Raw genomic sequence first — 24821 nt, forward strand, 5'->3', positions numbered from 1 at the left:
GGTCAGGCGTGCACCGCACCCCTGTGTCATGACGTGCCGTCAGGGTGCGGACGGCGCTTCCTCGCTCCGTAGCCGCTCGTCGAGATACCCGACGAGCTTCGCTTCGCTCCGCTCTACACGCTCCCGCCGGTCCCACGGCAGCGATGCCAGGGCGTCGTCGAGCACCTGGACCCGGGGTACGTGCACCATCGAGCCGGAGTAGACCCGGCAGCCGGAACACCATGCCAGCCCGACGCACCGTTCGAACGAGGCGCTCTCCGGGGGATAAAAGCGATACCGGTACGAACGGACGGCGGTCCCGCAGGCCGCACAGACGCGCCGGTTCCCGTCCGGGACCGTCTCCCATGTCGTGGACTTCATCCAGCGTCGCCCCTTGCCCGGCTCTCCCCGCCCTGTCTTCACACCGGCCATTCTCCCCCTGCCGCCGACAGCCCCGGCCGCGCCGCCCGTTGCGGGGGTTTCACCCCGCGTCCGGGAGCCCCTCGTCGGGCAGATCGAACAGGCGTCGCGACCGTTGCCTGTTGTGCTGCCGCAGAGCTGTCACCCACGGCCAGTGGTCCTCGGGCTCCAGACAGGGGCAGGCGATGCGGTGCGGGATCCGGCACGTGGCACCGGGGAGCGGCTCGGCGTCCCACAGGTTCATGGCCGTTCCGGTCGAGGTGATGATCCAACGCCGTCGTGGCGGGACGGTGTGGGCCGGGACGAGGATGCGGGGTTCGAGGAGGATCCAGTGCCCTGCGTAACCGGTGGCGTACCGGTCCTGCGGGAGTTCGCAGAACGGGCACTCGGGTGGAGCCGGCGGTCGTGGGGCGGTGGCGCCTTCGAGGAGTGCGTGGAAGGCTGCCGTCAGGTGGTCGGAGTCGCCGTCGGGTCGGTCCGGGCAGGACGCGGTGTCATCGGTGTCCCCCATGGGCCAAGGATCCGGGCGGGGCTCAGGTTCGGGTAGGACGCGATCCGGCCGCACCGGGTGGTGCGGAAGCGATGCGGTGTGCCGGGGGACGCCCCGTGAGGCGCGCGGAGACGCTGGATCCCCACCGGGCGGGGCCGGTCGTCGCCCACACCGGCTCGAGGACGGGCGGGAGCGCCGGAGCCCGGCCCGCGGTCGGCCCCCAGGTGGGAGCGGGCGGGCCGGGCCCCAGCGGTTCCGGCGGTGGCTGCGGGGTCAGGACACCGTCAGCGGACGGATCGCGGTCGGCGCGTGGCCCGGTTCGGACGCCACGTCCTCGAACTCGTTGACGGACGCGATGTCGGTCCCGCTCATCGAGATGTTCGTGACCCGCTCCAGGATCGCCTCGACGACGACCGGCACGCGGTGCTCGGCCGCGAGCTTCTTCGCCTCCTCGAAGGCCGGCAGCAGCTGGTCCGGCTCGGTGACCCGGATCGCCTTGCAGCCCAGGCCCTCCACGACCTTCACGTGGTCCACGCCGTAGGCGCCCAGCTCCGGGGAGTTGAGGTTCTCGAACTCCAGGTTGACCTGGAAGTCGATGTCGAAGTTGCGCTGCGCCTGCCGGATGAGCCCCAGGTAGGAGTTGTTCACCAGCACGTGGACGTACGGGATGCGGTGCTGCGCTCCGACGGCCAGCTCCTCCAGCATGAACTGGAAGTCGTAGTCGCCGGAGAGGGCGACCACGGAGCCGTCCGGGTCGGCCGTGGCGACACCCAGCGCGGCCGGGATCGTCCAGCCCAGCGGACCGGCCTGGCCGCAGTTGATCCAGTGGCGTGGCCGGTAGACGTGCAGCATCTGCGCGCCCGCGATCTGGGAGAGGCCGATGGTGGTGACGTACCGGGTCTCGGGGCCGAACGCCCGGTTCATCTCCTCGTACACCCGCTGGGGCTTCAGCGGCACGTTGTCGAAGTGCGTACGGCGCTGCAGCGCGGCCCGGCGCTCCTGCGTGGACGCGGCCCACACCGAGCGGTCCTTCAGCTTGCCGGCTTCCTTCAGTCCACGCGCCACCTCGACGAAGAGCTCGAGCGCCGCCTTGGCGTCGGAGGCGATACCGAGGTCGGGGGCGAAGATCCTGCCCAGCTGGGTGGGCTCGATGTCGACGTGGACGAAGGTGCGGCCCTCGGTGTAGACGTCCAGCTTCCCGGTGTGGCGGTTGGCCCAGCGGTTGCCGATGCCGAGGACGAAGTCGGACTCCAGGAAGTTCGCGTTGCCGTAGCGGTGCGAGGTCTGCAGACCGACCATGCCCGCGTTCAGGTCGTGGTCGTCGGGGAGGATGCCCCAGCCCATCAGGGTGGGGACGACCGGGACCCCCGTCAGCTCCGCGAACTCCACCAGGAGGGCGGAGGCGTCGGCGTTGATGATGCCGCCGCCCGCGACGAGCAGCGGCCGCTCGGAGGCGTTGAGCATCTCGACGGCCCGCTCGATCTGCTTGCGGCTCGCGGCGGGCTTGTGGACGGGCAGCGGCTCGTAGAGCTCGGGGTCGAACTCGATCTCGGTGAGCTGCACATCGATCGGCAGGTCGATGAGGACCGGGCCGGGGCGGCCCGTGCGCATCAGGTGGAAGGCCTGCTGGAAGACGCCCGGGACCTGTGCGGCCTCCAGGACGGTGGTCGCGGCCTTGGTCACCGGCGCGGCGATCGACGCGATGTCGACGGCCTGGAAGTCCTCCTTGTGCAGGACTGCGGTCGGCGCCTGGCCGGTGATGCAGAGGATCGGGATCGAGTCGGCGATGGCCGAGTAGAGGCCGGTGATCATGTCGGTGCCGGCGGGCCCCGACGTACCGATGCAGACGCCGATGTTCCCGGCCGCGGCACGGGTGTAGCCCTCGGCCATGTGGGAGGCGCCCTCGACATGGCGGGCGAGGGTGTGCTGCACCCCGCCGGAGGCCTTGAGGGCCGCGTAGAACGGGTTGATCGCCGCACCCGGCACGCCGAACGCGTTGCTGACACCTTCGCGCTTGAGGATCTCAACTGCCGCTCGGGCAGCGGTCATACGAGGCATGAGTGCTCCTGCTCGGACCTGGTGGAGTCGGGCTCTGTCGCGCCACCTGAGAGCACCAATTCCGCATTACGGAAATTTAGTTCTGCTATACGGAATCAACTTAGGACGGGCCGGGGCAACCGTCAAGGGAGGGCGGGGGAAGCGGCGGAGACCGACGGGCCGAAGTGCGCGATTCCCTCCCCTGGGCGTCGCTCCTGGTGGACGATGGAGATACGGAACGCAGTCGCCGCCGCAGGGGCGGAAGGAAGGGGCAGCACGTGGAGTCCGTACCGGTGCGCTGCCCGGTCTGCCACCGGGATCACGCGTACATCACGCCGGTATACCCCTGCCCGTGCGGCTCCCCGACGGCCCCGCCGCTGATGCGCGGCGCGCCGGCCGTACCCATCACGCACCGCACCTGGAACGACGACTGGGTCAGCGTGCGGTGCCACTCCTGCGGGCGCCGCGACCAGTGGCCGCACCCCGAACTCTGCTGCCCCTGCGGCGCGGTGCTGCGGATCCCCGTGCGCCCGGTGGCCACGCGCGGCGCCACCACCCCGTCCACCGCGGCCGAATCGCCCGGCCCGGCCCACATACCGCTGCCGCGCACGGCCGCGCATCCGCGGCCGTCGTTCCGGCCCCTGGTGATACGCACGGCCCGCGACGCCGTGAACACCGCGGCGCTCTACCTGAAGTGGCTGGGCTTCCGCGACGTCGTCCAGCCCGAACTGCGGCCCAGTTCCCGGATCGACCTCAGGGCCGCCGGCCTCATCGCCCAGGTCGACGCGACCACGCGGCCGACGGCCCTGCGGGACGTCGAGTGCCTCTGGCTGAACGCCCTGAACACCTCGGTGTCCAGCGTGCTGTTCTCCCTGGCCGGCTACACGGACGAGGCACGTTCACGCGCGGACGGCCTCGCCGTACCGCTGTTCGTCCTGGACCTCACCGGCACACCGCAGCCGGTGAACGGCCCGGCGGACGAGTTGGTCAGCGTGGGCCCCTGACCGCCGGCCCCCGGCGAATGATTTCGGTCACCTGTGCCCTGCCAGCCGCATATGTTCGAGCTGTTGTCAGTATGAGGACGTACAGTGAAGGCATGGTCTTAACTCCTCGGCTTCCCACCCACTCCACCTCCGTTTTTCCGACCCAGCCCGCCCACCCGTCCGCCGTCGAGGCCAACGATGCGATCCGCGCGCTCGTCGACTCCCGGGCCGGCCAGGACTGGACGCCGATGGAGGCCGCGGAGTACGAGGTGCTGCTCATCGAGTGGGCTGCGGCGACCCAGGACATAGGTTCCGGCGTCATCGAGGCCGCCTGACCCCGCGGCCCCCGGCACGGGCTACGCGCCGTATCCGTCCCGCAGTTCGACCTTCCGCACCTTACCGCTGACGGTCATCGGGAAGGCCTCCAGGATCCGCAGTCCGCGCGGGATCTTGTAGTGCGCCAGTTGCTCACCGCAGTACGCCGTCACCTCGTCGAGCGTCGGCGGGTCGGCCGGGTCACGGGGAATGACGCAGGCCAGGATCTCCTCGCCGTACTTCGCGTCCGGCACCCCGACCACCTGGACGTCCGCGATCTTCGGGTGACCGTAGAGGAACTCCTCGATCTCACGCGGATACACGTTCTCGCCACCACGGATGATCATGTCCTTGATCCGGCCGGCGATCTGGACGTACCCGTCCTCCCGCATCACCGCGAGGTCCCCCGTGTGCATCCAGCGTCCCGCGTCGACGACTTCGGCGGTCCGCTCCGGCTGGTCCCAGTAGCCGAGCATCACGCTGTAGCCCCGGGTGCACAGTTCGCCGGTCGCGCCACGCGGCAGGGTCACGCCCGTCACCGGGTCGACGACCTTCACCTCGATGTGCGGCATCACCCGGCCGACCGTGCCCGTGCGGCGCTCCAGGTCGTCCTCCCGGCGGGTCTGGGTGGAGACGGGCGAGGTCTCCGTCATGCCGTAGCAGATGGACACCTCGTCCATGTGCATCTCCGCGACGACCCTCTTCATCACCTCGACGGGGCAGGGCGATCCGGCCATGATCCCGGTGCGCAGCGAGGAGAGGTCGTACGAGGCGAAGCCGGGGAGGCCGAGCTCCGCGATGAACATCGTGGGCACGCCGTAGAGCGAGGTGCAGCGTTCCTGCTGGACGGCGGCCAGCACGGCGGCAGGCTCGAAGGCCGGCGCGGGGATCACGATGCAGGCGCCGTGCGAGGTGATGCCGAGGTTCCCCATGACCATGCCGAAGCAGTGGTAGAAGGGCACGGGCAGACACACCCGGTCCTGTTCGGTGTAGGCGACCATCTCCCCGACGAAATAGCCGTTGTTGAGGATGTTGTGGTGGGAGAGCGTGGCCCCCTTGGGGAATCCGGTGGTTCCGGAGGTGTACTGGATGTTGATCGGGTCGTCGCACGACAGCCCGGCTTCACGTGAGGCCAGTTCCCCCGGCGTCACTGACTCCGAGGCGGCCGTCAGCTCGTCCCACGACGGGTCGCCGATGTAGTGGACGGACCGCAGTGCGGGACAGTTGGCGCGGACCTGGCCGACGAGTGCGCGGTAGTCGCTGGTGCGGTGGGCGAGGGAGGCGACCAGGACGGAGATCCCGGCCTGCCCGAGCACGTACTCCAGCTCGTGTGCGCGGTAGGCCGGATTGATGTTGACCATGACGGCGCCGATCCGGGCCGTGGCGTACTGGACGAGTACCCATTCCGGGCAGTTGACCGCCCAGATGCCGACCCGGTCACCCTTGGCCACCCCGGACGCCATCAGCCCCCGGGCCAGCTCCTCGACGGCGGCACCGAATTCGGCGTAAGTCCAGCGCCGTCCGGACACCACGTCGACCAGGGCCTCCCGCTCACCGAACGCCTCGATGGCCCGGTCCAGGTTGCGTCCGATGGTGTCGCCGAGCAGGGGGGTGTCGCCGGTGCCGTGCGCGTAGGACAGGCCGCTCATCGCAGATCCCCCTCGTCGAACTCGGTGCCGGTCCCCTGCGCCGTGCGCTCGCGCAGCTCGATCCTGCGGATCTTCCCGGAGACGGTCTTGGGCAGCTCGGCGAACTCCAGCCGGCGGATGCGCTTGTACGGGGCGAGGACCGCCCGGGAGTGCTCGAACAGCACCTTGGCGGTGTCGGGCCCCGGCTCCCAGCCCTCGGCGAGCACGACGTACGCCTTCGGGACGGAGAGCCGTACCGGGTCGGGGGCGGGTACGACCGCGGCCTCGGCGACCGCCTCGTGCTCCAGCAGGGCGCTCTCCAGCTCGAACGGCGAGATCTTGTAGTCGGAGGCCTTGAACACGTCGTCGGCCCGGCCGACATAGGTGATGTAGCCGTCCTCGTCCCGTGCACCGATGTCACCCGTGCGGTAGTAGCCGGCCGCCATGGCCTCGGCCGTGCGCTCGGGGTCTCCGTGATAGCCCGTCATCAGGCCGACGGGGGCCGTGGACAGGTCGAGCGAGATCTCGCCCTCCGTCGCACCCGGTTCGCCGGAGACCGGGTCCAGCAGTTCGACCTTGAATCCGGGACTGGGCCGCCCCATGGAGCCCGTCTTGAGCCGCTGCCCCGGCGTGTTGGCCACCTGTACGGCGGTCTCCGTCTGCCCGAAGCCGTCGCGGATGGTGACGCCCCAGGCGCGCCGGACGCTCTCGATGACCTCGGGGTTGAGCGGTTCCCCGGCCGCCACGGCCTCGCGCGGCGGCGTCTTCAGCTGCGCCAGGTCGGCCTGGATGAGCATCCGCCAGACCGTCGGCGGGGCACAGAAGCTGGTGATCGCCGAGCGGTCCATCTCCGCCATCAGCCGGGCCGCGTCGAACCGGGTGTAGTTGAAGATGAAGACGGTGGCCTCGGCACTCCACGGCGCGAAGAGATTCGACCAGGCATGCTTCGCCCAGCCGGGTGAGGAGATGTTCAGATGCACGTCGCCGGGCTTGAGGCCGATCCAGTACATCGTCGACAAGTGGCCGACCGGATATGAGACATGGGTGTGCTCGACGAGCTTCGGGCTCGCCGTGGTGCCCGAGGTGAAGTAGAGCATCAGGGGTTCGCCGGCGTCCGTCTCCCGGTCCGGGGTGAAGGTCTCCGACGCCTCGTCGGCCCCGCTGTAGGAGAGCCAGCCCTCGACATCGGCGCCGACGGAGATACGGGTGTAGTCGCCGGGCACCTCGTCGAACTTCGCGGTGTCCGCCGACCGGACGAGGACGTGGCGGACCTTGCCGCGTTCGACCCGGTCGCGCAGGTCGACCGGCCCCAGTAGGGGGGTGGCGGGGATGACGACGGCGCGCAGCTTCATCGCGGCCAGCGCCGTCTCCCACAGCTCGACCTGATTGCCGAGCATGACGAGGATCCGGTCGCCCGCCGCCACGCCCTGTTCCCGCAGCCAGTTCGCCGCCCGGTCGGAGCGGGCCGCCATCCTGGCGAAGGACACCTCGGTGCGGCCGCCGTCCTCCTCCACGATGTGCAGGGCCGTGCGGTCGTTGTCCGCGGCGATGACGTCGAACCAGTCGAGCGCCCAGTTGAAGTAGTCGGGCCTGGGCCAGCTGAAGCCCTCGTACGCCGTGGTGTAGTCCTCACGGTGCTCGATCAGGAAGTCCCGTGCCGCCCGGAACGTCTCCGTCGCACTCGTTGCCGGCATGTGTCCTCCTCGTCGCGAACCCGTCCTTTAACATCATGTGAACAGTGACCCAGATCTCACCACCCCCGAACGGGGGTGGGTCCGACAGGGCGGAGAGTAATCGGCGTGCCGGAACCTGGCGAGGCGACCGAGCTGCGGGCGGCGCTGCTCAGGCTGCGCCGGACGAGCGGGCTGCCGGTGGTCTTCGGCGGGCTGCTGTCCGACGCCCGCCACGCCCTGATCGCCGAGCTGAGCGGGGCGCAGACACCCGCACTGCGCGGGCTCGTCATCTCGGCGGGGAGCGGGCTCGGCGGCAAGGCGATCGCCCTGTCCCGGCCGTGTGCGGTCTCGGACTACCCCTCGTCGCGCCACATCAGCCATGAGTACGACACGGCCGTCGCGGCGGAAGGCCTGCGCTCGGTCGTCGCGGTGCCCGTCGTCGTACGCCGGACGGTGCGCGGTGTGCTGTACGGGGCGCTGCGCGAGCCGCTCACGCTCGGGGACCGTACGTTCGACGTGGCGGCCTCGGCGGCCCGGGACGTGGAGCAGGCCCTGGCCGTCCGGGACGAGGTGCAGCAGCTCCTGGCGGCCACCCGGGAGCAGATCAGCGATCCGGACACGCGCCCCGGCACCTGGGAGGACGTCCGCGAGGCCCATCGCGAGCTGCGCGCCCTTGCCCCGAAGATCGTGGACCCGGCGTTGCGCGACGAACTGCTCGCTGTGTGCGGGCGGCTCGCGTCGGCCACGGGGGCGGACCGGAGCGCGGCGGCCGGGCGGGTACGGCTGGCGCCCCGCGAGGTGGACGTGATCGCGTGCGTCGCGTCGGGCGCGACGAACGCCACGGCGGCCGAACGGCTCGGGCTGCGGCCGGAGACCGTGAAGAGCTATCTGCGGTCCGCGATGCGGAAGCTGGGGGCGCACACCCGGCTGGAGGCGGTGGTGGCGGCACGCCGTGCGGGTCTGCTGCCGTAGCCGGGCCCACGCGGGCCGGCTCGCTCCGGCCGGGCGGCCTCAGTCCCCGAAGTCGACGAACGTGTCGAACCGGACGTCGTACACGGACGCGGGAGACATCACCGTCAGCAGGTCGACGGCCTCCTGGGTGATCTCCTCCCGGGCGGCCCGGTCGAGCACGCCCAGAGCCTGGACGGTGACGACCGCGGTGTCCCCGGTCTCGTCGAGGCGCCAGAGCGCGGCCAGGAACCCGTCGGCCAGGACGGTTCCGTAGGACTGGTTGCCCACGCCGTTGCGCCCCTTGTACGCGGGCGGGATCACCCGGGTCCGGTCGGCGTGACCGAGGAGGAGATTGTCGAACTCGGGGAGGAACCGCGCCGGGGCCGGGGTCTCGGGGTCGGGGCGCGGGGCGTCGGGCAGGTCGAAGAGTTCGACGCCGTTCTCGTCGCGGAAGGTGACGAGCCGGGGCCGCAGACGTTCGAACACCTCGCGCATCCGGGTGAGCCCGGCCCACATCTGCATGTCCTTCACCGAGGCCGGACCGAACGCTCCGAGGTAGCGCAGCACGGCCGCGTCGGGCGAGGCCGCCGGCTGCGAGGGGCTGTCCAGCCAGTGCTCGGCCGTCGTCAGGGCGACCTGCCCGCTGCGCCCCCAGAGCCCGCGCGGGGTGACCTGGACCAGCGGCAGCCGGCACCGGGCGGCGACCGCGAGTGCCCGGGGGTCGGCGCCGGGCCAGTGGAGGAGCAGTTCCTCCCGCAACTCCTTCATGGTGCGCGGCCGTTCCTCGACCAGCTCCCTGGCGAGTGAGGCGAGCCGGTCCAGGTCCACGCCCGTGAGCCCGCTCCGGAACATGTTCAGCTCCCGGTCGCGCGCCGGCTGGACCAGGGGGCGCAGCGTGAGGGCGTCCTCGGCGGTGTGGGTGTGGATGGTGGAGCGCAGGGTGACGATCCTGACCACCTCGCGCGACTCCATCAGCGCCGCGAGCGCGGCCGGTTCGAAGCCCTCCAGCCGGGAGAAGAGCTGGAAGTACGGCGGCCTGGTGTTCTGGGCCTGCAGGCCCACGAGACGGCTGACGGCGTCCTTCACCGGGACGACGGTCCGGCGGAGCAGCAACTGCCGCTCCATCGTTGCCCTGTTGAGTGCGCGGGTGGAGAGCACGGGAGCGTTCTTGGCGGCCATGGTGCGCAGAGTACGCGGGCCCTGTGACACCGTCCCGGAACGGCGACACTCGCACGGTCCGCGGCATCGCGGGCAGGACGTCGTCGGCCCTCATGATGGGGCGGTGATCAGTGTCCTGTTCGCCGTCCTCACCGCGCTCAGCAACGGCACCGCCTCGGTGCTGCAGCGCCGTGCCGCCCTCGACGTGCCCGACAGCGAGGCGATGCGCCTGTCGCTGGTCAGGCATCTGCTGCGGCAGAAGGTGTGGCTCGCCGGGATCGGTCTCGTGATCGTCGCGGCCGTCTGCCAGGCGGTGGCGCTGGCCACGGGTCCCATCGCCGTCGTCCAGCCGATCTTCGTGATCGAGCTGCCCGCGACCCTGCTCGTCGCCGGGTTCGTCATGCGGGCCGGGGTGTCGCGCCAGGTCTGGTCCGGGGTGGCCGCCGTGACGCTGGGCCTGGCCCTCGGAATGGCTGCCGCCGCGCCCGTCGGCGGCAGCGACGACGTCCAGGGGGCGGCCTGGATCCCGGCTCTGGTGGCGACCGGGCTCTTCGAGGCAGCGCTGATCGCCACGGCGCTCGGCACCACCGGCAACACCCGGGCCGCGCTGCTGGGACTGGCCGCGGCGTGCGGGTACGCGCTGACCGCCGCACTGATGAAGGACGCCATGGCGCGGCTGGACGCCGACGGCGTGACCGGGCTGCTGACGGCGTGGCAGCTGTACGCCACCGCGGCGGCCGGCGTGGGTGCGCTGTTCCTCCTCCAGAACGCGCTGCAGGCCGGCTCGCTGGTGGCGGTGCAGCCGATGCTGACGCTCGGGGACGCGCTGATCAGCATCACCTACGGGGTGACCCTGTTCGGCGAGGAGCTGCGGACCGGATGGTGGCTCCTGCCCCAGCTGATCGGGGTGGCTCTGATCACCGTCGGCTGTGTCGTCCTGGCCCGCTCCCCGCTGGCGACGGCGAACGCGGCCCCGGCGCGCGTGGAGTGAGCCGGTCAGGGGCGCCCGCGCGCCGGGACCTCCTCGCCCGGCGGCACCGGCCCGGGCGGGGTGCCGTCGCCGAAGGGCCGGCCGCCCAGCTGCTCCCGGTGGTGCGGGGTCAGCCAGCCCGACGGGTCGGGGCCGAGCGGCACGATGCCGGTCGGGTTGATACCGGTGTGCACCTGGTAGTAGTGCCGCTTGATGTGGTCGAAGTCGACGGTGTCGCCGAAGCCCGGGGTGCCGTACAGGTCGCGGACGTACGCCCACAGGACGGGGTCCTCGGTGAGCTTCGAGCGGTTGCACTTGAAGTGTCCGTGGTAGACGGCGTCGAAGCGCACCAGCGTGGTGAACAGCCGGATGTCCGCCTCGGTGATCGTGTCCCCGACCAGGTAGCGCTGCCCGGCGAGGCGCTCGGAGACCAGGTCCAGGCGGCGGAACACATCGACGTAAGCCGCCTCGTACTCGCTCTGACCGGAGGCGAATCCCGCGCGGTAGACGCCGTTGTTGACGTCCCTGTAGATGCCGTCCATCACCGTGTCGATCTCGTCGCGCAGCCGCTCCGGGTAGAGGTCGGGGGCTCCGGGTCGGTGCAGGCCGGTCCATTCGGTGGCCAGATCGAGCGTGATCTGCTGGTAGTCGTTGGTGACCAGGGCCCGGGTCGGTACGTCGACGATCGCGGGCACGCTGACCCCGCCGGGGTAGCCGTGTTCCCGTGCGTCGTAGGCCTCGCTCAGGTAGCCGATGCCGAGCACCGGGTCCCTGCCGCCCTCGTCGAGGGTGAAGCGCCAGCTGCGGTCGTCCTGGACGGGGTCTGCGACGGCAAGTGAGAGGGCTTCCTCCAGGCCGAGCAGCCGGCGTGAGACGAGGGCGCGGCTCGCCCAGGGGCAGGCCCGGCTGACGACCAGTCGGTAGCGCCCGGCCTCGACGGGCCAGCCGTCCCGGCCGTCGGCGGTGATGCGGTCGGCGAAGTGGCTGCGGGAGCGCTTGAAGGGCTTGTGGCCGTACGCGCTGTTTCCGTCCTTCTCCCGGTCCTCGGTGTCGCTCATGGTGTTCCCCTCGGGGCGTCGGTGGCTTCGGCCGTCTCGGAACGTCTCCTTCCCCGCCTGCCCGCCGCGACGTCGGCCAGCGCCACGATCAGGCTCGCGAGCACGAACGCGACCGAGACGAGGAGCCCGTGGTCGTATGCCGCCGCCCAGTCGCCGGGGCCAAGCTGGGCGAAGAAGACCGAGCCGACCGCGGCGATCCCGATGGCCGAGCCGACGCGCTGGCTGGTCTGCAGGGTGCCGCCGGCGCTGCCCGCGTTACCGACGGGCACCTCGGAGAGTGTGAGGGTCTGGTTGGGTGCGATGACCAGACCGCTGCCCAGGCCGGCCAGCAGCAGCGGGGCCGCCATCGCGAGCCCGGCGCCCCTGCCCGGCACCAGGTGCGCGGCCAGCGCGGTGAGTCCGAGTCCGACGGCCACCATGGTGAGTCCCACGACGATGAGGGGCCGCCCGAAGCGGCCGACCAGACGGCCGCCGATGCTTGCCGCCCCACCGGCGCCCAGGGCGAACGGGGTGATCGCCAGACCTGCTTCCAGGGCGCTGTAGTTCAGCCCGGACTGCAGGTAGAGCGTGCTGATGAAGAAGATCGAGGTGAAGCCGGCGAAGTACAGAAGGATCATGAGACAGCCCAGCCAGAAGGACCGGAGCCGGAAGAGTGACAGGTTCAGCACCGGCTGGACGTCCCGCCGCGCGCAGCGGGACTCCCACGCGACGAACGCCGTGAGCAGGACGGCGGCCACCACGACGAGCAGCCACTTGCCGTTGCCCGGCCACTGCTGGGCCTGGACGAACGGCAGCAGCAGGGCGAGGACCCCCGCCCCGAGCAGCAGGACGCCGACGGGGTCCAGGTCGCGCGGGCGTACCCGGGTCGCCGAAGGTGTGTCGGGGAGCAGCCGCCGGGCCAGAAGGAGGCAGACGATCCCGATCGGCAGGTTGACGTAGAACACCCAGCGCCAGCCCTCCTGCGCCCCGGCCACCTGGATCAGGAGGCCGCCCAGGAGCGGGCCGACGGCGGTGGAGATGCCGACCACCGTGCCGAACATGCCGAATGCGCGGCCGCGCTCGCGTCCTGAGAACATCTGCTGGATCAGCGCGGAGATCTGGGGCGACAGCAGGCCGCCCGCCGCGCCCTGGAGGAGCCGGGCGATGACGAGCCAGAGGCTGGACTGGGCGGCCCCGCAGGCGGCGGAGGCCAGGGTGAAGAGGGTCAGCCCGGCCATGAACACCGCGCGTCGGCCCCGGGCGTCGCCGAGTCGTCCGCCGGGGATGAGTACGAGGCCGAAGGCGAGCGCGTAGCCGGACAGCACCCACTGGAGGTCGGACTCCGGGGTGTCGAGGCCCTCCTTGATGGACGGCAGCGCCACATTGACGATGGAGACGTCCAGCAGCGTCATGAAGCCCGCCACCAGGCAGACGGCGAGGGCACGCCAGCGACGGGGGTCGGAGGGGCCGGGGCCGGGTGTGCCCGTGGCCTGGTGCTCCGTGCTCTCTGCCATGGTCCGCACCCTAGTTCGCGTCCGCCCGGTCCTCCTTTCGGGCGCGCCGTGCGACGGTGCGGCGGGCCCCCGTCGGCGGCGGACGGTACGGATCCGGCGTGCCCGGCCCCATCGGGGGTACCGAAAGGGCATGACTGTCGGCAAAACGAGCGTTCTGGTCCTGGACTGCGCCGAGCCGCTTGAGCTCGCGGACTTCTATGCGAAACTCCTCGACGCGGAGACGCGGATCGGGAGCGATCCCGACTTCGTCGAGATCGTCGGCCATACCGGTGTGCACCTGGCCGTCCGCCGCGACCACGGCTACGCGCCGCCGAGCTGGCCGCGCCCGGAGGACTCCCTGCAGGCGCACCTGCGTGTTCTGGTGGACCCGGGAGACATGGACGAGGCCGAGCGCGAGGCGATAGGCCTCGGCGCCCGGCCGGTGGACACGGGGGACAGCAACAGCGGTCCCCGTGATGTCCGCGTCTACAACGATCCGGCAGGGCACTCGTTCTCCCTGGCCGTGTATCCGGCGCGGCGGGCGGACACCGCCTAGGCGGAACGGCGGCGCAGCGCGGATTCGGTGAGCGACGGCGGGGTGTAACCGGCGTCGCGCGCCGACAGGTTGGTGCCGGGCGGGACGATCTCGTCGATGCGGTCCAGGACGTCCTGGCTCAGCTTCACCTTGTCCGCGCCGAGCTGGCTGTCCAGCTGTTCGAAGGTGCGCGGCCCGATGATCGCCGACGTCACGGCCGGGTGTTCGAGTACGAAGGCCAGGGCGAGCTGCACGAGGGTGAGCCCCGCCTCCTCGGCGAGCCGGGCCAGAGCTTCCGCGGCGGCCAGCTTGGCGGCGTTCTCCGGCGCGGAGATGTCGAAGCGGGCCGCCTGGCGGTCGGTACGGCTGGAGGTGGGCTGCTCGGCGCCGGTGCGGTAGCGGCCGGAGAGCCAGCCGCCGGCGAGCGGGCTCCAGGACAGCACTCCGAGGCCGTAGCGCTGCACGACCGGCAGGACCTCGCGCTCGATGCCGCGGGCCAGCAGGGAGTACGGGGGCTGTTCGGCGGCCACGCGTTCGCGGCCCCTGCGCTCGGCGAGCCACTGGCCCTCGACGATGGCGGACGCCTCGAAGGTCGACGTGCCGATGTAGCGGATCTTGCCCTGGTGGACCAGGTCGGAGAGCGCGCCGAGGGTCTCGTCGAAGTCGGTGTCCGGCTCGGGGCGGTGCACCTGGTAGAGATCGATCCAGTCGGTGCCGAGCCTGCGGAGGCTGTTCTCGACCTCCCGGATGATCCAGCGGCGGCTGTTGCCCCGCTCGTTGGGGTCGTCACCGAGGCTGCCGTGGAATTTGGTGGCCAGCACCACGTTGTCGCGCCGGCCGCCGGTGAGGGCCTTCCCGACGATGGTCTCCGACTCGCCGGCGGAGTAGACGTCGGCCGTGTCGACGAAGTTGATGCCCGAGTCCAGCGCGTGGTGGATGATCCGGATGCTGTCGTCGTGGTCGGGGTTGCCGCGGGGGCCGAACATCATGGTGCCGAGGGCCAGCGGGCTGACCTTCACGCCGGTGCGCCCGAGGGTGCGGTACTCCGTCATCCTGCGTTCTCCTTGACGAGTTCGTCGGTGGTGGGGTGGTCGGTGAGTTCATCCGCGGGTGAGGGGTTCCCGGTCTGCCGGAAGGCTTCCCACAGGCGGTGGTACGTCCCGCGCGCGGCCAGCAGCGCGGTGTGCGTGCCGCTCTCGACGACGGTTCCGGCGTCCATGACGACGACCCGGTCCGCACGGGCGGCGGTCGTCAGCCGGTGGGCGACGACCACGGTCGTGCGGCGCCGGGACAGCACGTCCGTGGCGGCGGCGACCCGGCGTTCGGTCGCCAGGTCGAGCGAGGAGGTCGCCTCGTCGAGCAGCAGGATGTCCGGGTCCACGAGCTCGGCGCGTGCCAGGGCGAGCAGCTGGCGCTGCCCGGCGGACAGTCCTCTGCCCCGCTCCCCCACCGGCTGGAGGTAGCCGAGCCGCAGTCCGGCGATCATCTCGTGCGCGCCGACGGCGCGGGCGGCCGCCTCGACCTCCGCGTCGGCCGCCTCCGGACGGCCGTAGGCGATGGCGTCCCGGACGGTCCCGCTGAAGAGGTGGGCCTCCTGCGGGACGAGGCCGAGCCTGCGGCGGAACGCTGCCAGGTCGAGGTCGCGCAGGTCCTGGCCGTCGACCCGGACCGTGCCCGCTGTCGGGTCGTAGAAGCGGGCCAGGAGCTTGACCACGGTGGATTTGCCCGCTCCGGTGGCACCGACCAGGGCGACGGTCTCGCCCGGTGCGATGCGCAACGAGAGGCCGTGCAGCACTTCCTGGCCGCCGCCGCCCGCGTAGCCGAAGGAGACCCCGTCGAATTCGACCTCCCCGCTCAGTTCGCCGACGTCCCGGGGGTGCTCGGCGGAGGGGGTGGCTGCCGGGGTCCGCATCAGCGTGCGGAGCCGGCCGAGGCCGATGACGGCCTGCTGGTAGCCGTCGAACACCTGGGAGAGCTGCTGGATCGGCGAGAAGAACAGCTCGACGTAGAGGAGGAACGCGATGAGGGTTCCCGCGCTGAGCTCGCCCGCCCCGACCTGGCCCGCGCCGATGACGAGTACGGCGGCCGTGGACAGGGTGCCGAGGAATTCCACGAACGGGAAGAAGGTGCCCATGTAGCGCTGGGCGCGCAGCCGTGAGGTGCGGAAGGACCAGGCCAGCCGGGCGAAGTCACGGGCGTTGTGCTCCTCCCGGCGGAACGCCTGGGTGACGCGGATGGCGGTGACGTTCTCCTGGAGGCAGGCGTTGACGGCGCTGATGCGTTCCCGGGCCTCCCGGTAGGCGGGGACGGAGCAGTGGCGGAACACGGCGGTCGCGCCGATCAGCACGGGCAGCGCGACGAGCAGGACGACGGCCAGTCCCGCGTCGATGACGAGGAGCGCGACCAGGACGCCGAGGATGGTCAGGAGGCTCACCACCGCGGTGATCAGCCCGGTCTGGAGGAAGTTCGACAGGGCGTCCACATCGGTGGTCATCCTCGTCATGATCCGGCCGGCGGGCTCCCGCTCGTAGTAGTCGAGCCCGAGGCGCTGGAGCTGCGCGAAGGTCTTCACCCGGAGGGTGTAGAGGAGCCGTTCGCCGGTGCGCCCGGTCGTGCGGACCTGGGCCACGCCGATCAGCCAGTTCACGGCGACGACGACGGCGGCCGACGCGGCCGCGGCGAACAGCACCCCTCCCGCGTGACGGGCGACGCCGTGGTCCACTCCGTGCCGTACGAGGACGGGCACGGCGATCTGCGCGCCGGCGTCCAGTGCGACGAGGAACAGGCCCAGCAGCAGTGGCAGCCGCAACGGCCGGAGCAGAGTGCCCAGATGGAAGTCGGGGTCGGCCGCCACCGCCTGTCCGGTGGAGATCTTCGGGTCCGCGGCGGGCAGGGGAAGCCGGGCGAGGCCGGCCATCAGTTCGGCGCTCGGCGGAGCGGAGCCGAGCACCCCGCCGCCGGGCCCGCCCCGGCCGGGCCCCGAGGTGGCCGCGGCCTCGGCGAGTGCCTGTGCGGCACGTACGGCGGTCCCTTCCTCGGCTTCGGAGTCGGCGCTCTCGGCGCGCTGCCACAGATGTGCGGTGACCCCGTCGGCCGGCGGTGCGGTGGGCTGCTCCGCATCGGCCTGCGGGGTTTCTGCGGTCGAGAGCAGGGTGCGGAACAGGGCTGAGCGGGACCGGAGTTCGTCCAGGGTGCCGGTGTCCGTGATCCTCCCGCCGTCGAGTACGGCGATGCGGTCGGCGAGCTCCAGGGTGGATCTGCGGTGTGCGATGACGAGGGTCGTCCGGCGCCGGGTGGCCTCGTGGAGCCCGGCGTGGATCTCGGCCTCGACCCGGGCGTCGATGGCCGAGGTGGCGTCGTCCAGGACGAGGACGGCGGGGTCGCCGACGAGGGCGCGGGCCAGTGCGAGGCGCTGGCGCTGTCCTCCGGAGAGCGTGAGCCCCTGCTCGCCCACCACGGTGTCGTATCCGAGGGGCAGCCGTTCGATGAACTCGTCGGCGCGGGCGATGCGGGCGGCCCGTCGGATCTGCTCGTCGGCGGCGTCCGGGACGCCGTACGCGATGTTGGCGCGCACGGTGTCGGAGAGCAGCAGGCTCTCCTCGAAGACGAAGCCGATACGGGAACGCAGGGAGGCGGACGTGAGTGCGCGCACGTCGATTCCGCCCACCTGTACGGACCCTGACGGCACGTCGTAGAAGCGGGGCAGCAGGGCCGCGGCGGTGGACTTGCCGGATCCCGCGGGGCCGATGAGGGCCACGGTCTCGCCGGGCTCCACGTCGAGGCTGAAGCCGTTCAGGAGCGGTTCGGCCTCCCCGTAGGCGAAGGTGACGTCCTGCCAGGAGAGCGCCGGTGGCTGGTCGGGGAGGTCGCGGGCGTCCGGCGCGTCGGTGATCACCGGCGCCTCGTCGACGACTTCCAGGACGCGCTCGGCGCCGGCCCGTGCCTGCTGCCAGACGGTGAGCAGGGTCGCCACCTGGCGTACGGGGGTGACGAAGGATCCCAGGTAGGTGGTGAACGCGAGGAAGGTGCCCAGCGAGATCCGGCCGTGCAGGGCCATCCAGCCGCCCAGGGCGAGGACGGCGACCTGGCCGAGGGCCGGCACCGCCTGGAGCGCCGGGTTGTAGCAGCTGGTGAAGCGGACGACGCGCAGCCGGGAGGCGAACAGGGTGCGGGCACGGTCCTCCAGGCCGGCGAGCTCCCGGGCCTCCTGGCCGAAGCCCTTCACCACGCGGACCCCGGTGACGGTCGCCTCCACGGCGGAGGCCACCTCGGCGGCCTCCTGCTGGGCGTGCCAGTTGGCGGGGAACAGGTCGCGGCGGCTGCGCAGGGCGATGAGGTAGAGCAGCGGACCGACGACGAGGGCCACCACGGTCAGCAGCGGTGAGAGCACCGCCATGAAGACCAGGGAGACGAGGAACATCAGGGCGTTGCCCGTGAGGTTGGGCAGGAACTGCAGCAGGGTCTGGATCAGGGTGATGTCGGAGATGGACCGGCTGACCACCTGTCCGGTGCGCAGATCGTCCTGCTGGGCGCCGCCTAGCCGCAGCAGGGCGGCGAAGGCGTCGTTGCGGAGGTCGTACTGCACGCCGAGGGAGAGCCGGCCGGAGCGGTAGCGGCGGGTGAAGCTCGCTGCGAAGCGGACGGCTCCGAGTCCGGCGAGGAGGGCGATCCACGGGAGGAGCGGTCCCGCGCCGCCCCCCGCCACTCCGTCGACGACGTGACGGAGGACGAGGGGCAGGGTGGCGGTCGCGACGGCGGCCACCAGGGCCGCCCCGAAGGCCAGGAGCAGGTCGGTGCGGTGGCGCAGGCAGTACCCCAGCATCCGCCTGGCCCAGCCGGGTGGCGCGGGCGGCTGTTCGCCGGACCGTCCCGTCCGCTCGCGCCGCCCCGTGTCAGGACAGTCGGTCACCGGGCCGCCGCCGTGGCGAGGCCGATGCCGGTGTGGCCCTCACTCGTGTCGACGGTGTCGAACAGCCGGTTGGCCGGCCTCGGCAGCCCGTAGTGCTCACGCAGGGTGGATCCGGTGTACTCGGTGCGGAACAGACCCCGCTCCTGGAGGATCGGGACGACCCGGTCCACGAAGACCTCCAGCCCGGAGGGGAGCACGGCGGGCATGATGTTGAAGCCGTCGGCCGCCCCGCTGTCGTACCAGTGCTCGATGGTGTCGGCGACCTGTTCGGCCGTACCGGCGAAGGTACGGTGTCCGCGCCCGCCGCCGAGCCGGCCAATTAGTTGACGCACCGTCAGCTTTTCGCGTCTGGCGAGCTCCACGACGAGGGTGTAGCGGCTCTTGGCCCCCTCGATCTCGTCCTCGTCGGGAAGGCCGTCCGGAAGCTCCCGGTCGAGGTGCAGCTCGGCCGGGTCGAGCTTCAGCGTCCTGGCCAGCTGGCGCTTGGCGTACTCCGGGACGATGAGCCGGTCCAGCTCGGCGTCGAGCTCCAGCGCCTCGGCCTCGGTGTCTCCGATGACCGGGACGATGCCGGGCAGGATCTTGATGCCGTCGGGATTGCGGCCCAGCGCCTCGGCACGCTGCTTGACGTCCTTGTAGAAGGCGATGCCCTCCTCGAGGGTCTGCTGCGCGGTGAACACCGCCTCGGCGTAACGGGCCGCGAAGTCCTTGCCGTTCTCGCTGGAACCCGCCTGCACGAGCAACGGATAGCCCTGCGGGGTCCGCTGTACGTTGAGCGGGCCGTCGACCCGGAAGAACTCGCCGGTGTGTCCGATGCTGCGCACCCGGTCGGCCAGCGCGTGGACCCCGGCCTCCTTGTCGGCCACGACCGCGTCGTCCGCCCAGCTGTCCCAGAGCTTCGTCGACACCTCGACGAACTCGGCGGCGCGCCGGTAGCGGTCGCGGTGCAGCGGGGTGTCGTCGAGACCGAAGTTGCGGGCCGCGTCGGCACCGGCGGTGGTGACGATGTTCCAGCCGGCCCGGCCGCCGGAGATGTGGTCCAGCGAGGCGAACCGGCGGGCCAGGTTGTAGGGCTCGTTGTAGCTGGTGGAAGCGGTGGCGATCAGACCGATGCGCTCGGTGACCCCGGCGAGGGCGGTGAGCAGCACGGTGGGTTCCAGCTTGGCGGCGGGCCGCCGGCCGGGGTCGCCCATGAGGACGGGGCCGTCCGCGAAGAACAGGGAGTCGAGGAGCCCGCGTTCGGCGATGCGCGCCAGGTTCTTGTAGTGCTCCAGGTCGGAGTTGGCTTCGGCATGGCTCTCGGGGAGCCGCCAGGACGCCTCGTGGTGGCCGGTGGACATCAGGAAGGCGTTCAGGTGGAGCTGCTTGCGCGGCATGGGTGTCTTCTCCTCGGAGGATCTCGGAAGATCAGTGCGTGAGCTGGGGCTGTGCCACGCCGAGGGCGGCGAGCAGTGTGTCGCGGTATTCCTGGAAGCGCGGTTCGCGGCGGGAGCGCGGGGACGGCAGATCGATCCTGAGATCGACGGAGATGCGGCCGTCCTCCAGGACGAGGACCCGGTCGGCGAGCTCCACGGCCTCGTCGACGTCATGGGTGACCAGCAGCACCGCGGGGCGGTGGCGTTCGTACAGTTCGCGCAGCAGGTCGTGCATCTTGATCCTGGTCAGCGCGTCCAGGGCGCCGAACGGCTCGTCCGCGAGAAGGAGTTCGGGGTCGCGCACGAGGGCGCGGGCCAGAGCGGCGCGCTGTTGTTCGCCGCCGGACAGCTCATGGGGCCAGGAGCGGTCGCGGCCCTCCAGGCCGACCTCGGCGAGCGCCGTCAGGCCTCGCTCGCGAGCCCCGGGGCCGCGCAGTCCGAGGACGACGTTGTCGAGCACCCTCAGCCAGGGCAGCAGCCGGGAGTCCTGGAAGGAGAGCGAAACCCTGTCCGGTACGACGAGTTCGCCGGATCCCTCGACGGTGTGGTCGAGGCGGGCGACGGCCCGCAGCAGCGTGGACTTGCCGGAGCCGCTGCGCCCGAGGAGCGCCGTGAACTCCCCCTGCGCCACTGTCAGATCGAGTTCCTTCAGGACGTCCCGGTCGCCGAACCGCCGTACCAGACGTGAGGTGCGGATCGCGGGCCGGTCTTCCGTCAGCCCGCCAGTGTGCGTCGCCATGACAGGACCTTCCTTTCGACTGCGCGTACCGCCGCGTCCGAGGCGAAGCCGAAGATGCCGTAGGCCACCAGCCCCACGATGATCACGTCGGACTGGGCGTACTGCTGGGCCTGGAACATCATGTAGCCGATGCCGCTGGTGGCGTTGATCTGCTCGACCACGATGAGGCCGAGCCAGGACGAGGTGACGCCGAGCCTCAGGCCGACGAAGAAGCCTGGCAGCGAGCCGGGGACGACGACCTTGCGGACGAACTGCCCGCGGCTCAGGTCGAGTCCTTCGGCAAGCTCGACGTACTTGCTGTCGATGCCGGTCAGCGAGGCGTACGTGTTGATGTACATGTTCACCGCGACGCCGAGCGCGATCACGGTGACCTTCATCTGCTCACCGATGCCGAGCCAGAGGATCAGCAGGGGGAGCATCGCCAGCGAGGGGATGGCCCGCTTGATCTGGAGCGGGCCGTCCAGAAGATACTCACCGCTGCGGCTCAGCCCCGCCGCCACGGCCAGGATCACCCCGGCCGACACCCCGAAGAACAGACCGAGCCCGGCGCGCTGGAGCGAGATCAGGACGTTGTCCTGGAGGCGGCCGGTGCTGACGAGGTCGCCCGCGGTGGCGAACACCGTGCCCGGTGAGGAAAGGATCCGCGGATCGAGATAGCCGGACGCGGAGGCTGCCCACCACAGGAGCACGAGCAGCGCCGGGCCGATCAGCCGCCCGAAGGGCAGCGCCCGGCCGGGGCCGAGGCGCCGGCGGGTGCCCTTGGAGACGTGCGCCGAGCCCCCGGTGGCCCGGGATCCGGCAGGCTCCGGCGTCGCAGTCTCCGTCTTGGCCGTCCGCGCTTTCGCCAACAGGTCGGTCATGACCCCTCCCGGTACTCGGCGGCCACGGCCTTCGCCGCCAGCCCTTCGAATCGGCGGTCGAACAGTTCGGAGGCCTTCTGCTTCGGTACGAAGCCTCCTTCGGCCAGCAGATCGGCGGTCTCCTGCTCCCAGTCGACGGCCTCGTCCCAGCTGACCGGGAACTGCGGCTTGTGCTGCGAGTCGACGATGCGCCTGCCGTCCTCCTTGGAAACGCCCTGGTCCTTCACGTAGTACGTGTCGATCCACTCGTCCTGGTTCTCCCAGGCCCAGACCTGACCCCGCGCCCACAGAGGTATGAAGCTGCGTACGGCCTTGGCCTTCTCCGGGTCGTTGAGTACCTCGTTCGGCGCCCAGAGCACGGTCAGCAGGTCGACGACCTCCGTCTTCACCCCGCGGGCGCCGTCCTTGCCGTACTGGTCGAGATACTTCGTCAGGGTCGGCTCTCCCAGCGGCGCGACATCGACCTGCGCGGACTGCAGGGCGGTGAGGAACTGTGTGCTGGGCAGGGCCACCAGCTCGACGTCGGAGTTCTTCAGTCCCGCTTCCTTGAGCGCGCGCAGGACGACGACGCCCTGCGCCTGGCCCTGGGAGAACCCGATCTTCTTGCCCCGGAAGTCCTCGGCCTTCGTGATGGACGAGCCGGGGGCCGTCGCGAAGGTGTAGAGCGGGTGCCGGCGGACCTGGACCGCGACGATTTTCGCCTGGACGCCGATGGCGTGTGCCTGGATCGGCGGAATTCCGGCATTGGTGGCCAGGTCAATGGATTTCGCACGGAAACCCTGAATGATATCGGGTCCCGCTGAAAGGTTCGGCCACTCGGTGACGGTGAAGGGGAGTTCCTTCGCCAGCCCTGCGGGCTTCAGCTGGAGCTGTGCCGAACGAGCGGCGATCTTCAGCTTGGTCCCGGATGCGGGAACTCCGGACGGGAGAGCGCCGGCGGGTTCCGCACCGGCGACGGATTTCACCTGCGGCGAGCATGCGGCGAGGCTCAGTACGGTGCCTCCCGCGAGAGCGAGAAAAGACCTCCGGGCCAGGGCCCGCCGGTTGTCATGGCGTGTCATGGTGAATTCCTGATCACTGGTCGGGCGCGGGGCGGATGGAGTGGTAGGAGCCGTCGTGGAAGAGCAGAGGACTGCGTCCCTCGTCCAGCCAGGACTCCTCGACCCTGGCGACGACGATGCGGTGGTCGCCGGCCGGGACGATGCTCTGCACGGTGAGCCGCAGCCAGCCGGCCACCCCGTCGAGCACGGGGTCCCCGCCGGGCAGCCGGCGCCAGCGGGTCGGGGCGGCGAACCGGTCGATGCCGCTGGTGGCGAACGTGGTTGCCACCTGTGTCTGTTCGACACCGAGGAAGTTCACGACGGCCGTGGAGGCCTGTTCGATGTGCGGCCAGGACGAGGTGGACGTCCCGATGCCGAAGGAGACCAGCGGCGGGGCGAGGGACAGCGAGCTGAGCGAGGTGGCGGTGAATCCCACCGGCCCGTGACCGGCGTCGGCGGTGACGACGACGACGCCCGCCGGGTACCTGCGGAAGGCCTGCTTGAAGCGCTCCGGTGCGATACCGGGAGTGGCTGCGGTGGCGGTGGAATCGGACGGTCGGACGGCGGCGTACGAGGACACGGTGACGGTCAATGTCTCTCTCCGGTCAAAGGCGGAAATTGGGCGTGCGGAATCGCGTGAGGACCTGTCGAAGCGCGCGAGGGTGCACGGGAGTACGGGCGGAAGGAGAATCACGCACGAGTGCGGACCGCCCGGTAATTCAGCAGGGGGTTATCGGTTACCCGGACAGGGACGACAACAGGAGCGCCGGGCGTTTCCGCTCGTCGGCGCGGCCGTGCGGCAGGAGCGTGCCGCTGTGGGCACGCTCTCTGAATTCCGCTGTCGGCTGGTCATGAATCCATCTTCCCGTTCGGGCTGCGGCCGGTCAACAATGCAACGTTCTGAATTAAAGCGGGAATCGGAGGAGGTCAGGACACCGCGGGCAGCGCGGGCCACGGACCCAGCGGGTCGGTGTACAGGGCGCCCAGCGCCACCGCACCGCCCGCCGTGGCCAGCACCGATCCGGTGAAGCTGCTGGGCACCACGGCCCGTTCCGGATCGTCGCAGACCCAGGAGCGCATCCCCACCTCTTCCCTGAGGTCGGCGAGGCACTCCGGCAGCCGGCCCGCCCCGGGCTCGACCACCACGAGGCATTCCGGGTCGAACATGTCCAGGAGCAACGCGGCGGCCCTGCCCACCAGGCGGGCGCGGCGGCGGAACAGAGCCACGGCCCGCGGCTCCCCTGCCATGGCGTGATCCAGCAACTCCTGGAACGTCCCTACGTGCAGGCTCTGTTCGGCGGCGCGGCGGATCATGGCCCGTTCGGAAACCTCTGACTGCAGGCATCCGGTACGCCCGCACCGACAGGGCTCCGCGTCGCCCGATCCGCCTGAACCCAGGGGGAGATGGGCCACGCTGCCGGCGCCGGAGCGCGGCCCCCGGTGCAGTTCACCGGAGGTGGCGTAGGCCCCGTCGACCACCGCGCCGATGAAGAGCAGCACCGTGCTGCGCCGCGTCGACACCTCGCCGAACATCTGCTCGGCCCGGGCCAACGCCCGGGAATGACTGTCCACATGGACCGGGAGCCCGGTGGCGGCGGTCAGGATCTCGCGTACGGGAACGGCGCGCCAGCCCAGGTGCGGATGCTCCACGACGACTCCGGCGGCGGGATCCACCCGGTGCCCTGTGGCGACGCCCAGCGCCAGCACCTGCCGGCCGGCCGCGTGGGAGGCCGTCAGCAGAGGCAGCCTGGCGGCCAGGTCGTCGAGGATGCGGCGCGGGTCCGTGTCGATGTGTGGCCGGCGGTCCTCGGCCACGACCCGGCCGCGCAGATCCATCAGGGCGACCGTGGAGTGCGCGACCGCGATGTGGGCCCCGGCCACCAGGAAGCGGGAGGTGTCGATCTCGACGGGTACGTGAGGGCGTCCGAGCCCGCGCGGACCGGTCGCCTCGGCACTCTCCCGGACAAGGCCGCGCGACAGGAGCTGCCCCACGTGCCCGGTCACCGAGGCGGGCGAGAGCCCGGTGAGCCTGGCGACTGTGGAGCGGGCCACCGGGCCGTGGTCGAGGATCGCGCCCAGCACGGACCCCGTGCCCGAGGCGCGGCGTGCGTGTCCGGACGAGGGGATCTCGGAGCGGCGCGGGGGCCGGGAGCGGCGGGTGGGCGCAGGCAGACTTGTCACAGGTCTTC

At 71.2% G+C, this 24821-nt stretch carries 21 protein-coding genes; 5 read left to right on the forward strand and 16 right to left on the reverse strand.

Going from position 1 to position 24821, the window contains the following annotated elements; all coding sequences use genetic code 11:
- Nucleotides 1-39: 39 nt before the first annotated feature.
- The 3 genes from ACFWFI_RS14730 to gcl form a co-directional block, all read right to left on the reverse strand.
- A complete protein-coding gene (locus ACFWFI_RS14730; RefSeq protein ID WP_387389387.1) occupies nt 40-360 on the reverse strand; it encodes a hypothetical protein in 321 nt (106 codons plus the stop codon).
- Nucleotides 361-460: 100 nt separating this feature from the next.
- Nucleotides 461-910, reverse strand: coding sequence for a DUF6083 domain-containing protein (locus ACFWFI_RS14735; RefSeq protein WP_387389390.1), 450 nt, complete (start codon nt 908-910; stop codon nt 461-463).
- A gap of 252 nt (nt 911-1162) precedes the next feature.
- Nucleotides 1163-2947 (reverse strand): glyoxylate carboligase, encoded by a 1785-nt coding sequence (gcl, locus tag ACFWFI_RS14740; RefSeq protein WP_387389393.1) that lies wholly within the window; start codon nt 2945-2947, stop codon nt 1163-1165.
- Between the two features lie 257 nt (nt 2948-3204).
- Between gcl and ACFWFI_RS14745 the strand changes: the two genes are divergently transcribed.
- The gene (locus ACFWFI_RS14745) at nt 3205-3930 is read left to right on the forward strand and encodes a hypothetical protein (protein ID WP_387389394.1); all 726 of its coding nucleotides are present in this window, start codon (nt 3205-3207) and stop codon (nt 3928-3930) included.
- Nucleotides 3931-4022: 92 nt separating this feature from the next.
- Nucleotides 4023-4244 (forward strand): hypothetical protein, encoded by a 222-nt coding sequence (locus ACFWFI_RS14750; protein WP_387389396.1) that lies wholly within the window; start codon nt 4023-4025, stop codon nt 4242-4244.
- A gap of 21 nt (nt 4245-4265) precedes the next feature.
- On the opposite strand, the gene ACFWFI_RS14755 is transcribed toward ACFWFI_RS14750, so the two are convergent.
- Both ACFWFI_RS14755 and ACFWFI_RS14760 read right to left on the reverse strand, forming a co-directional pair.
- Nucleotides 4266-5873, reverse strand: coding sequence for an AMP-binding protein (locus tag ACFWFI_RS14755; RefSeq protein WP_387389399.1), 1608 nt, complete (start codon nt 5871-5873; stop codon nt 4266-4268).
- Entirely contained in the window at nt 5870-7546 is a 1677-nt protein-coding gene (locus ACFWFI_RS14760; RefSeq protein ID WP_387389401.1) for an AMP-binding protein, read from the reverse strand. The genes ACFWFI_RS14755 and ACFWFI_RS14760 overlap by 4 nt, the downstream gene beginning before the upstream one ends.
- 105 nt (nt 7547-7651) lie before the next feature.
- Here ACFWFI_RS14760 and ACFWFI_RS14765 point away from each other — a divergent pair, with 105 nt between their 5' ends.
- Nucleotides 7652-8497, forward strand: coding sequence for a response regulator transcription factor (locus tag ACFWFI_RS14765; RefSeq protein ID WP_387389403.1), 846 nt, complete (start codon nt 7652-7654; stop codon nt 8495-8497).
- A gap of 39 nt (nt 8498-8536) precedes the next feature.
- Here ACFWFI_RS14765 and ACFWFI_RS14770 read toward each other — a convergent pair whose 3' ends face one another.
- The gene (locus ACFWFI_RS14770; RefSeq protein WP_387389405.1) at nt 8537-9655 is read right to left on the reverse strand and encodes a winged helix DNA-binding domain-containing protein; all 1119 of its coding nucleotides are present in this window, start codon (nt 9653-9655) and stop codon (nt 8537-8539) included.
- Between the two features lie 103 nt (nt 9656-9758).
- On the opposite strand from ACFWFI_RS14770, the gene ACFWFI_RS14775 reads away from it, so the two are divergent.
- The gene (locus tag ACFWFI_RS14775) at nt 9759-10625 is read left to right on the forward strand and encodes a DMT family transporter (protein ID WP_387389408.1); all 867 of its coding nucleotides are present in this window, start codon (nt 9759-9761) and stop codon (nt 10623-10625) included.
- Between the two features lie 5 nt (nt 10626-10630).
- Here ACFWFI_RS14775 and ACFWFI_RS14780 read toward each other — a convergent pair whose 3' ends face one another.
- Both ACFWFI_RS14780 and ACFWFI_RS14785 read right to left on the reverse strand, forming a co-directional pair.
- Nucleotides 10631-11662, reverse strand: coding sequence for a glutathione S-transferase family protein (locus tag ACFWFI_RS14780; protein WP_387389410.1), 1032 nt, complete (start codon nt 11660-11662; stop codon nt 10631-10633).
- Entirely contained in the window at nt 11659-13155 is a 1497-nt protein-coding gene (locus tag ACFWFI_RS14785; RefSeq protein WP_387389413.1) for an MFS transporter, read from the reverse strand. Before ACFWFI_RS14785 ends, ACFWFI_RS14780 begins: the two co-directional genes overlap by 4 nt.
- Before the next feature lie 130 nt (nt 13156-13285).
- Between ACFWFI_RS14785 and ACFWFI_RS14790 the strand changes: the two genes are divergently transcribed.
- On the forward strand, nt 13286-13690 hold the full coding sequence (locus ACFWFI_RS14790) for a VOC family protein (protein ID WP_387389415.1): 405 nt from the start codon (nt 13286-13288) through the stop codon (nt 13688-13690).
- Here ACFWFI_RS14790 and ACFWFI_RS14795 read toward each other — a convergent pair.
- The 8 genes from ACFWFI_RS14795 to ACFWFI_RS14830 all read right to left on the reverse strand — a co-directional run bounded on the left by ACFWFI_RS14795 (nt 13687) and on the right by ACFWFI_RS14830 (nt 24813).
- Nucleotides 13687-14721 (reverse strand): aldo/keto reductase, encoded by a 1035-nt coding sequence (locus tag ACFWFI_RS14795; protein WP_387389417.1) that lies wholly within the window; start codon nt 14719-14721, stop codon nt 13687-13689. The two genes, ACFWFI_RS14790 and ACFWFI_RS14795, sit on opposite strands and share 4 nt — an antisense overlap.
- On the reverse strand, nt 14718-18578 hold the full coding sequence (locus tag ACFWFI_RS14800) for an ABC transporter ATP-binding protein (RefSeq protein WP_387389420.1): 3861 nt from the start codon (nt 18576-18578) through the stop codon (nt 14718-14720). The genes ACFWFI_RS14795 and ACFWFI_RS14800 overlap by 4 nt, the downstream gene beginning before the upstream one ends.
- Complete coding sequence (locus ACFWFI_RS14805; protein ID WP_387389422.1) at nt 18575-19954, reverse strand: LLM class flavin-dependent oxidoreductase; 1380 nt, start codon at nt 19952-19954, stop codon at nt 18575-18577. The genes ACFWFI_RS14800 and ACFWFI_RS14805 overlap by 4 nt, the downstream gene beginning before the upstream one ends.
- 31 nt (nt 19955-19985) lie before the next feature.
- The gene (locus ACFWFI_RS14810; RefSeq protein ID WP_387389424.1) at nt 19986-20732 is read right to left on the reverse strand and encodes an ABC transporter ATP-binding protein; all 747 of its coding nucleotides are present in this window, start codon (nt 20730-20732) and stop codon (nt 19986-19988) included.
- A complete protein-coding gene (locus tag ACFWFI_RS14815; RefSeq protein ID WP_387389426.1) occupies nt 20708-21592 on the reverse strand; it encodes an ABC transporter permease in 885 nt (294 codons plus the stop codon). Before ACFWFI_RS14815 ends, ACFWFI_RS14810 begins: the two co-directional genes overlap by 25 nt.
- A complete protein-coding gene (locus ACFWFI_RS14820) occupies nt 21589-22653 on the reverse strand; it encodes an ABC transporter substrate-binding protein (protein ID WP_387389430.1) in 1065 nt (354 codons plus the stop codon). Before ACFWFI_RS14820 ends, ACFWFI_RS14815 begins: the two co-directional genes overlap by 4 nt.
- Nucleotides 22654-22666: 13 nt before the next feature.
- Nucleotides 22667-23224, reverse strand: a complete 558-nt coding sequence (locus ACFWFI_RS14825) for a flavin reductase family protein (RefSeq protein WP_387389431.1) — start codon at nt 23222-23224, stop codon at nt 22667-22669.
- Between the two features lie 335 nt (nt 23225-23559).
- On the reverse strand, nt 23560-24813 hold the full coding sequence (locus ACFWFI_RS14830) for an ROK family transcriptional regulator (protein ID WP_387389433.1): 1254 nt from the start codon (nt 24811-24813) through the stop codon (nt 23560-23562).
- Between the last annotated feature and the right edge of the window lie 8 nt (nt 24814-24821).

The sequence above is a fragment of the Streptomyces sp. NPDC060209 genome (genome assembly GCF_042728155.1).
In the GTDB taxonomy this organism is placed as follows: Bacteria; Actinomycetota; Actinomycetes; order Streptomycetales; family Streptomycetaceae; genus Streptomyces.

Coding starts and splice junctions, on each gene's coding strand:
- ACFWFI_RS14795 (WP_387389417.1), bottom strand. CDS start 14,721: ATGACGGAGTACCGCACCCTCGGGCGCACCGGCGTGAAGGTCAGCCCG.
- ACFWFI_RS14785 (WP_387389413.1), bottom strand. CDS start 13,155: ATGGCAGAGAGCACGGAGCACCAGGCCACGGGCACACCCGGCCCCGGC.
- ACFWFI_RS14815 (WP_387389426.1), bottom strand. CDS start 21,592: ATGACCGACCTGTTGGCGAAAGCGCGGACGGCCAAGACGGAGACTGCG.
- ACFWFI_RS14735 (WP_387389390.1), bottom strand. CDS start 910: ATGGGGGACACCGATGACACCGCGTCCTGCCCGGACCGACCCGACGGC.
- ACFWFI_RS14780 (WP_387389410.1), bottom strand. CDS start 11,662: ATGAGCGACACCGAGGACCGGGAGAAGGACGGAAACAGCGCGTACGGC.
- ACFWFI_RS14770 (WP_387389405.1), bottom strand. CDS start 9,655: ATGGCCGCCAAGAACGCTCCCGTGCTCTCCACCCGCGCACTCAACAGG.
- ACFWFI_RS14755 (WP_387389399.1), bottom strand. CDS start 5,873: ATGAGCGGCCTGTCCTACGCGCACGGCACCGGCGACACCCCCCTGCTC.
- ACFWFI_RS14760 (WP_387389401.1), bottom strand. CDS start 7,546: ATGCCGGCAACGAGTGCGACGGAGACGTTCCGGGCGGCACGGGACTTC.
- ACFWFI_RS14820 (WP_387389430.1), bottom strand. CDS start 22,653: ATGACACGCCATGACAACCGGCGGGCCCTGGCCCGGAGGTCTTTTCTC.
- gcl (WP_387389393.1), bottom strand. CDS start 2,947: ATGCCTCGTATGACCGCTGCCCGAGCGGCAGTTGAGATCCTCAAGCGC.
- ACFWFI_RS14730 (WP_387389387.1), bottom strand. CDS start 360: ATGAAGTCCACGACATGGGAGACGGTCCCGGACGGGAACCGGCGCGTC.
- ACFWFI_RS14805 (WP_387389422.1), bottom strand. CDS start 19,954: ATGCCGCGCAAGCAGCTCCACCTGAACGCCTTCCTGATGTCCACCGGC.
- ACFWFI_RS14750 (WP_387389396.1), top strand. CDS start 4,023: ATGGTCTTAACTCCTCGGCTTCCCACCCACTCCACCTCCGTTTTTCCG.
- ACFWFI_RS14790 (WP_387389415.1), top strand. CDS start 13,286: ATGACTGTCGGCAAAACGAGCGTTCTGGTCCTGGACTGCGCCGAGCCG.
- ACFWFI_RS14810 (WP_387389424.1), bottom strand. CDS start 20,732: ATGGCGACGCACACTGGCGGGCTGACGGAAGACCGGCCCGCGATCCGC.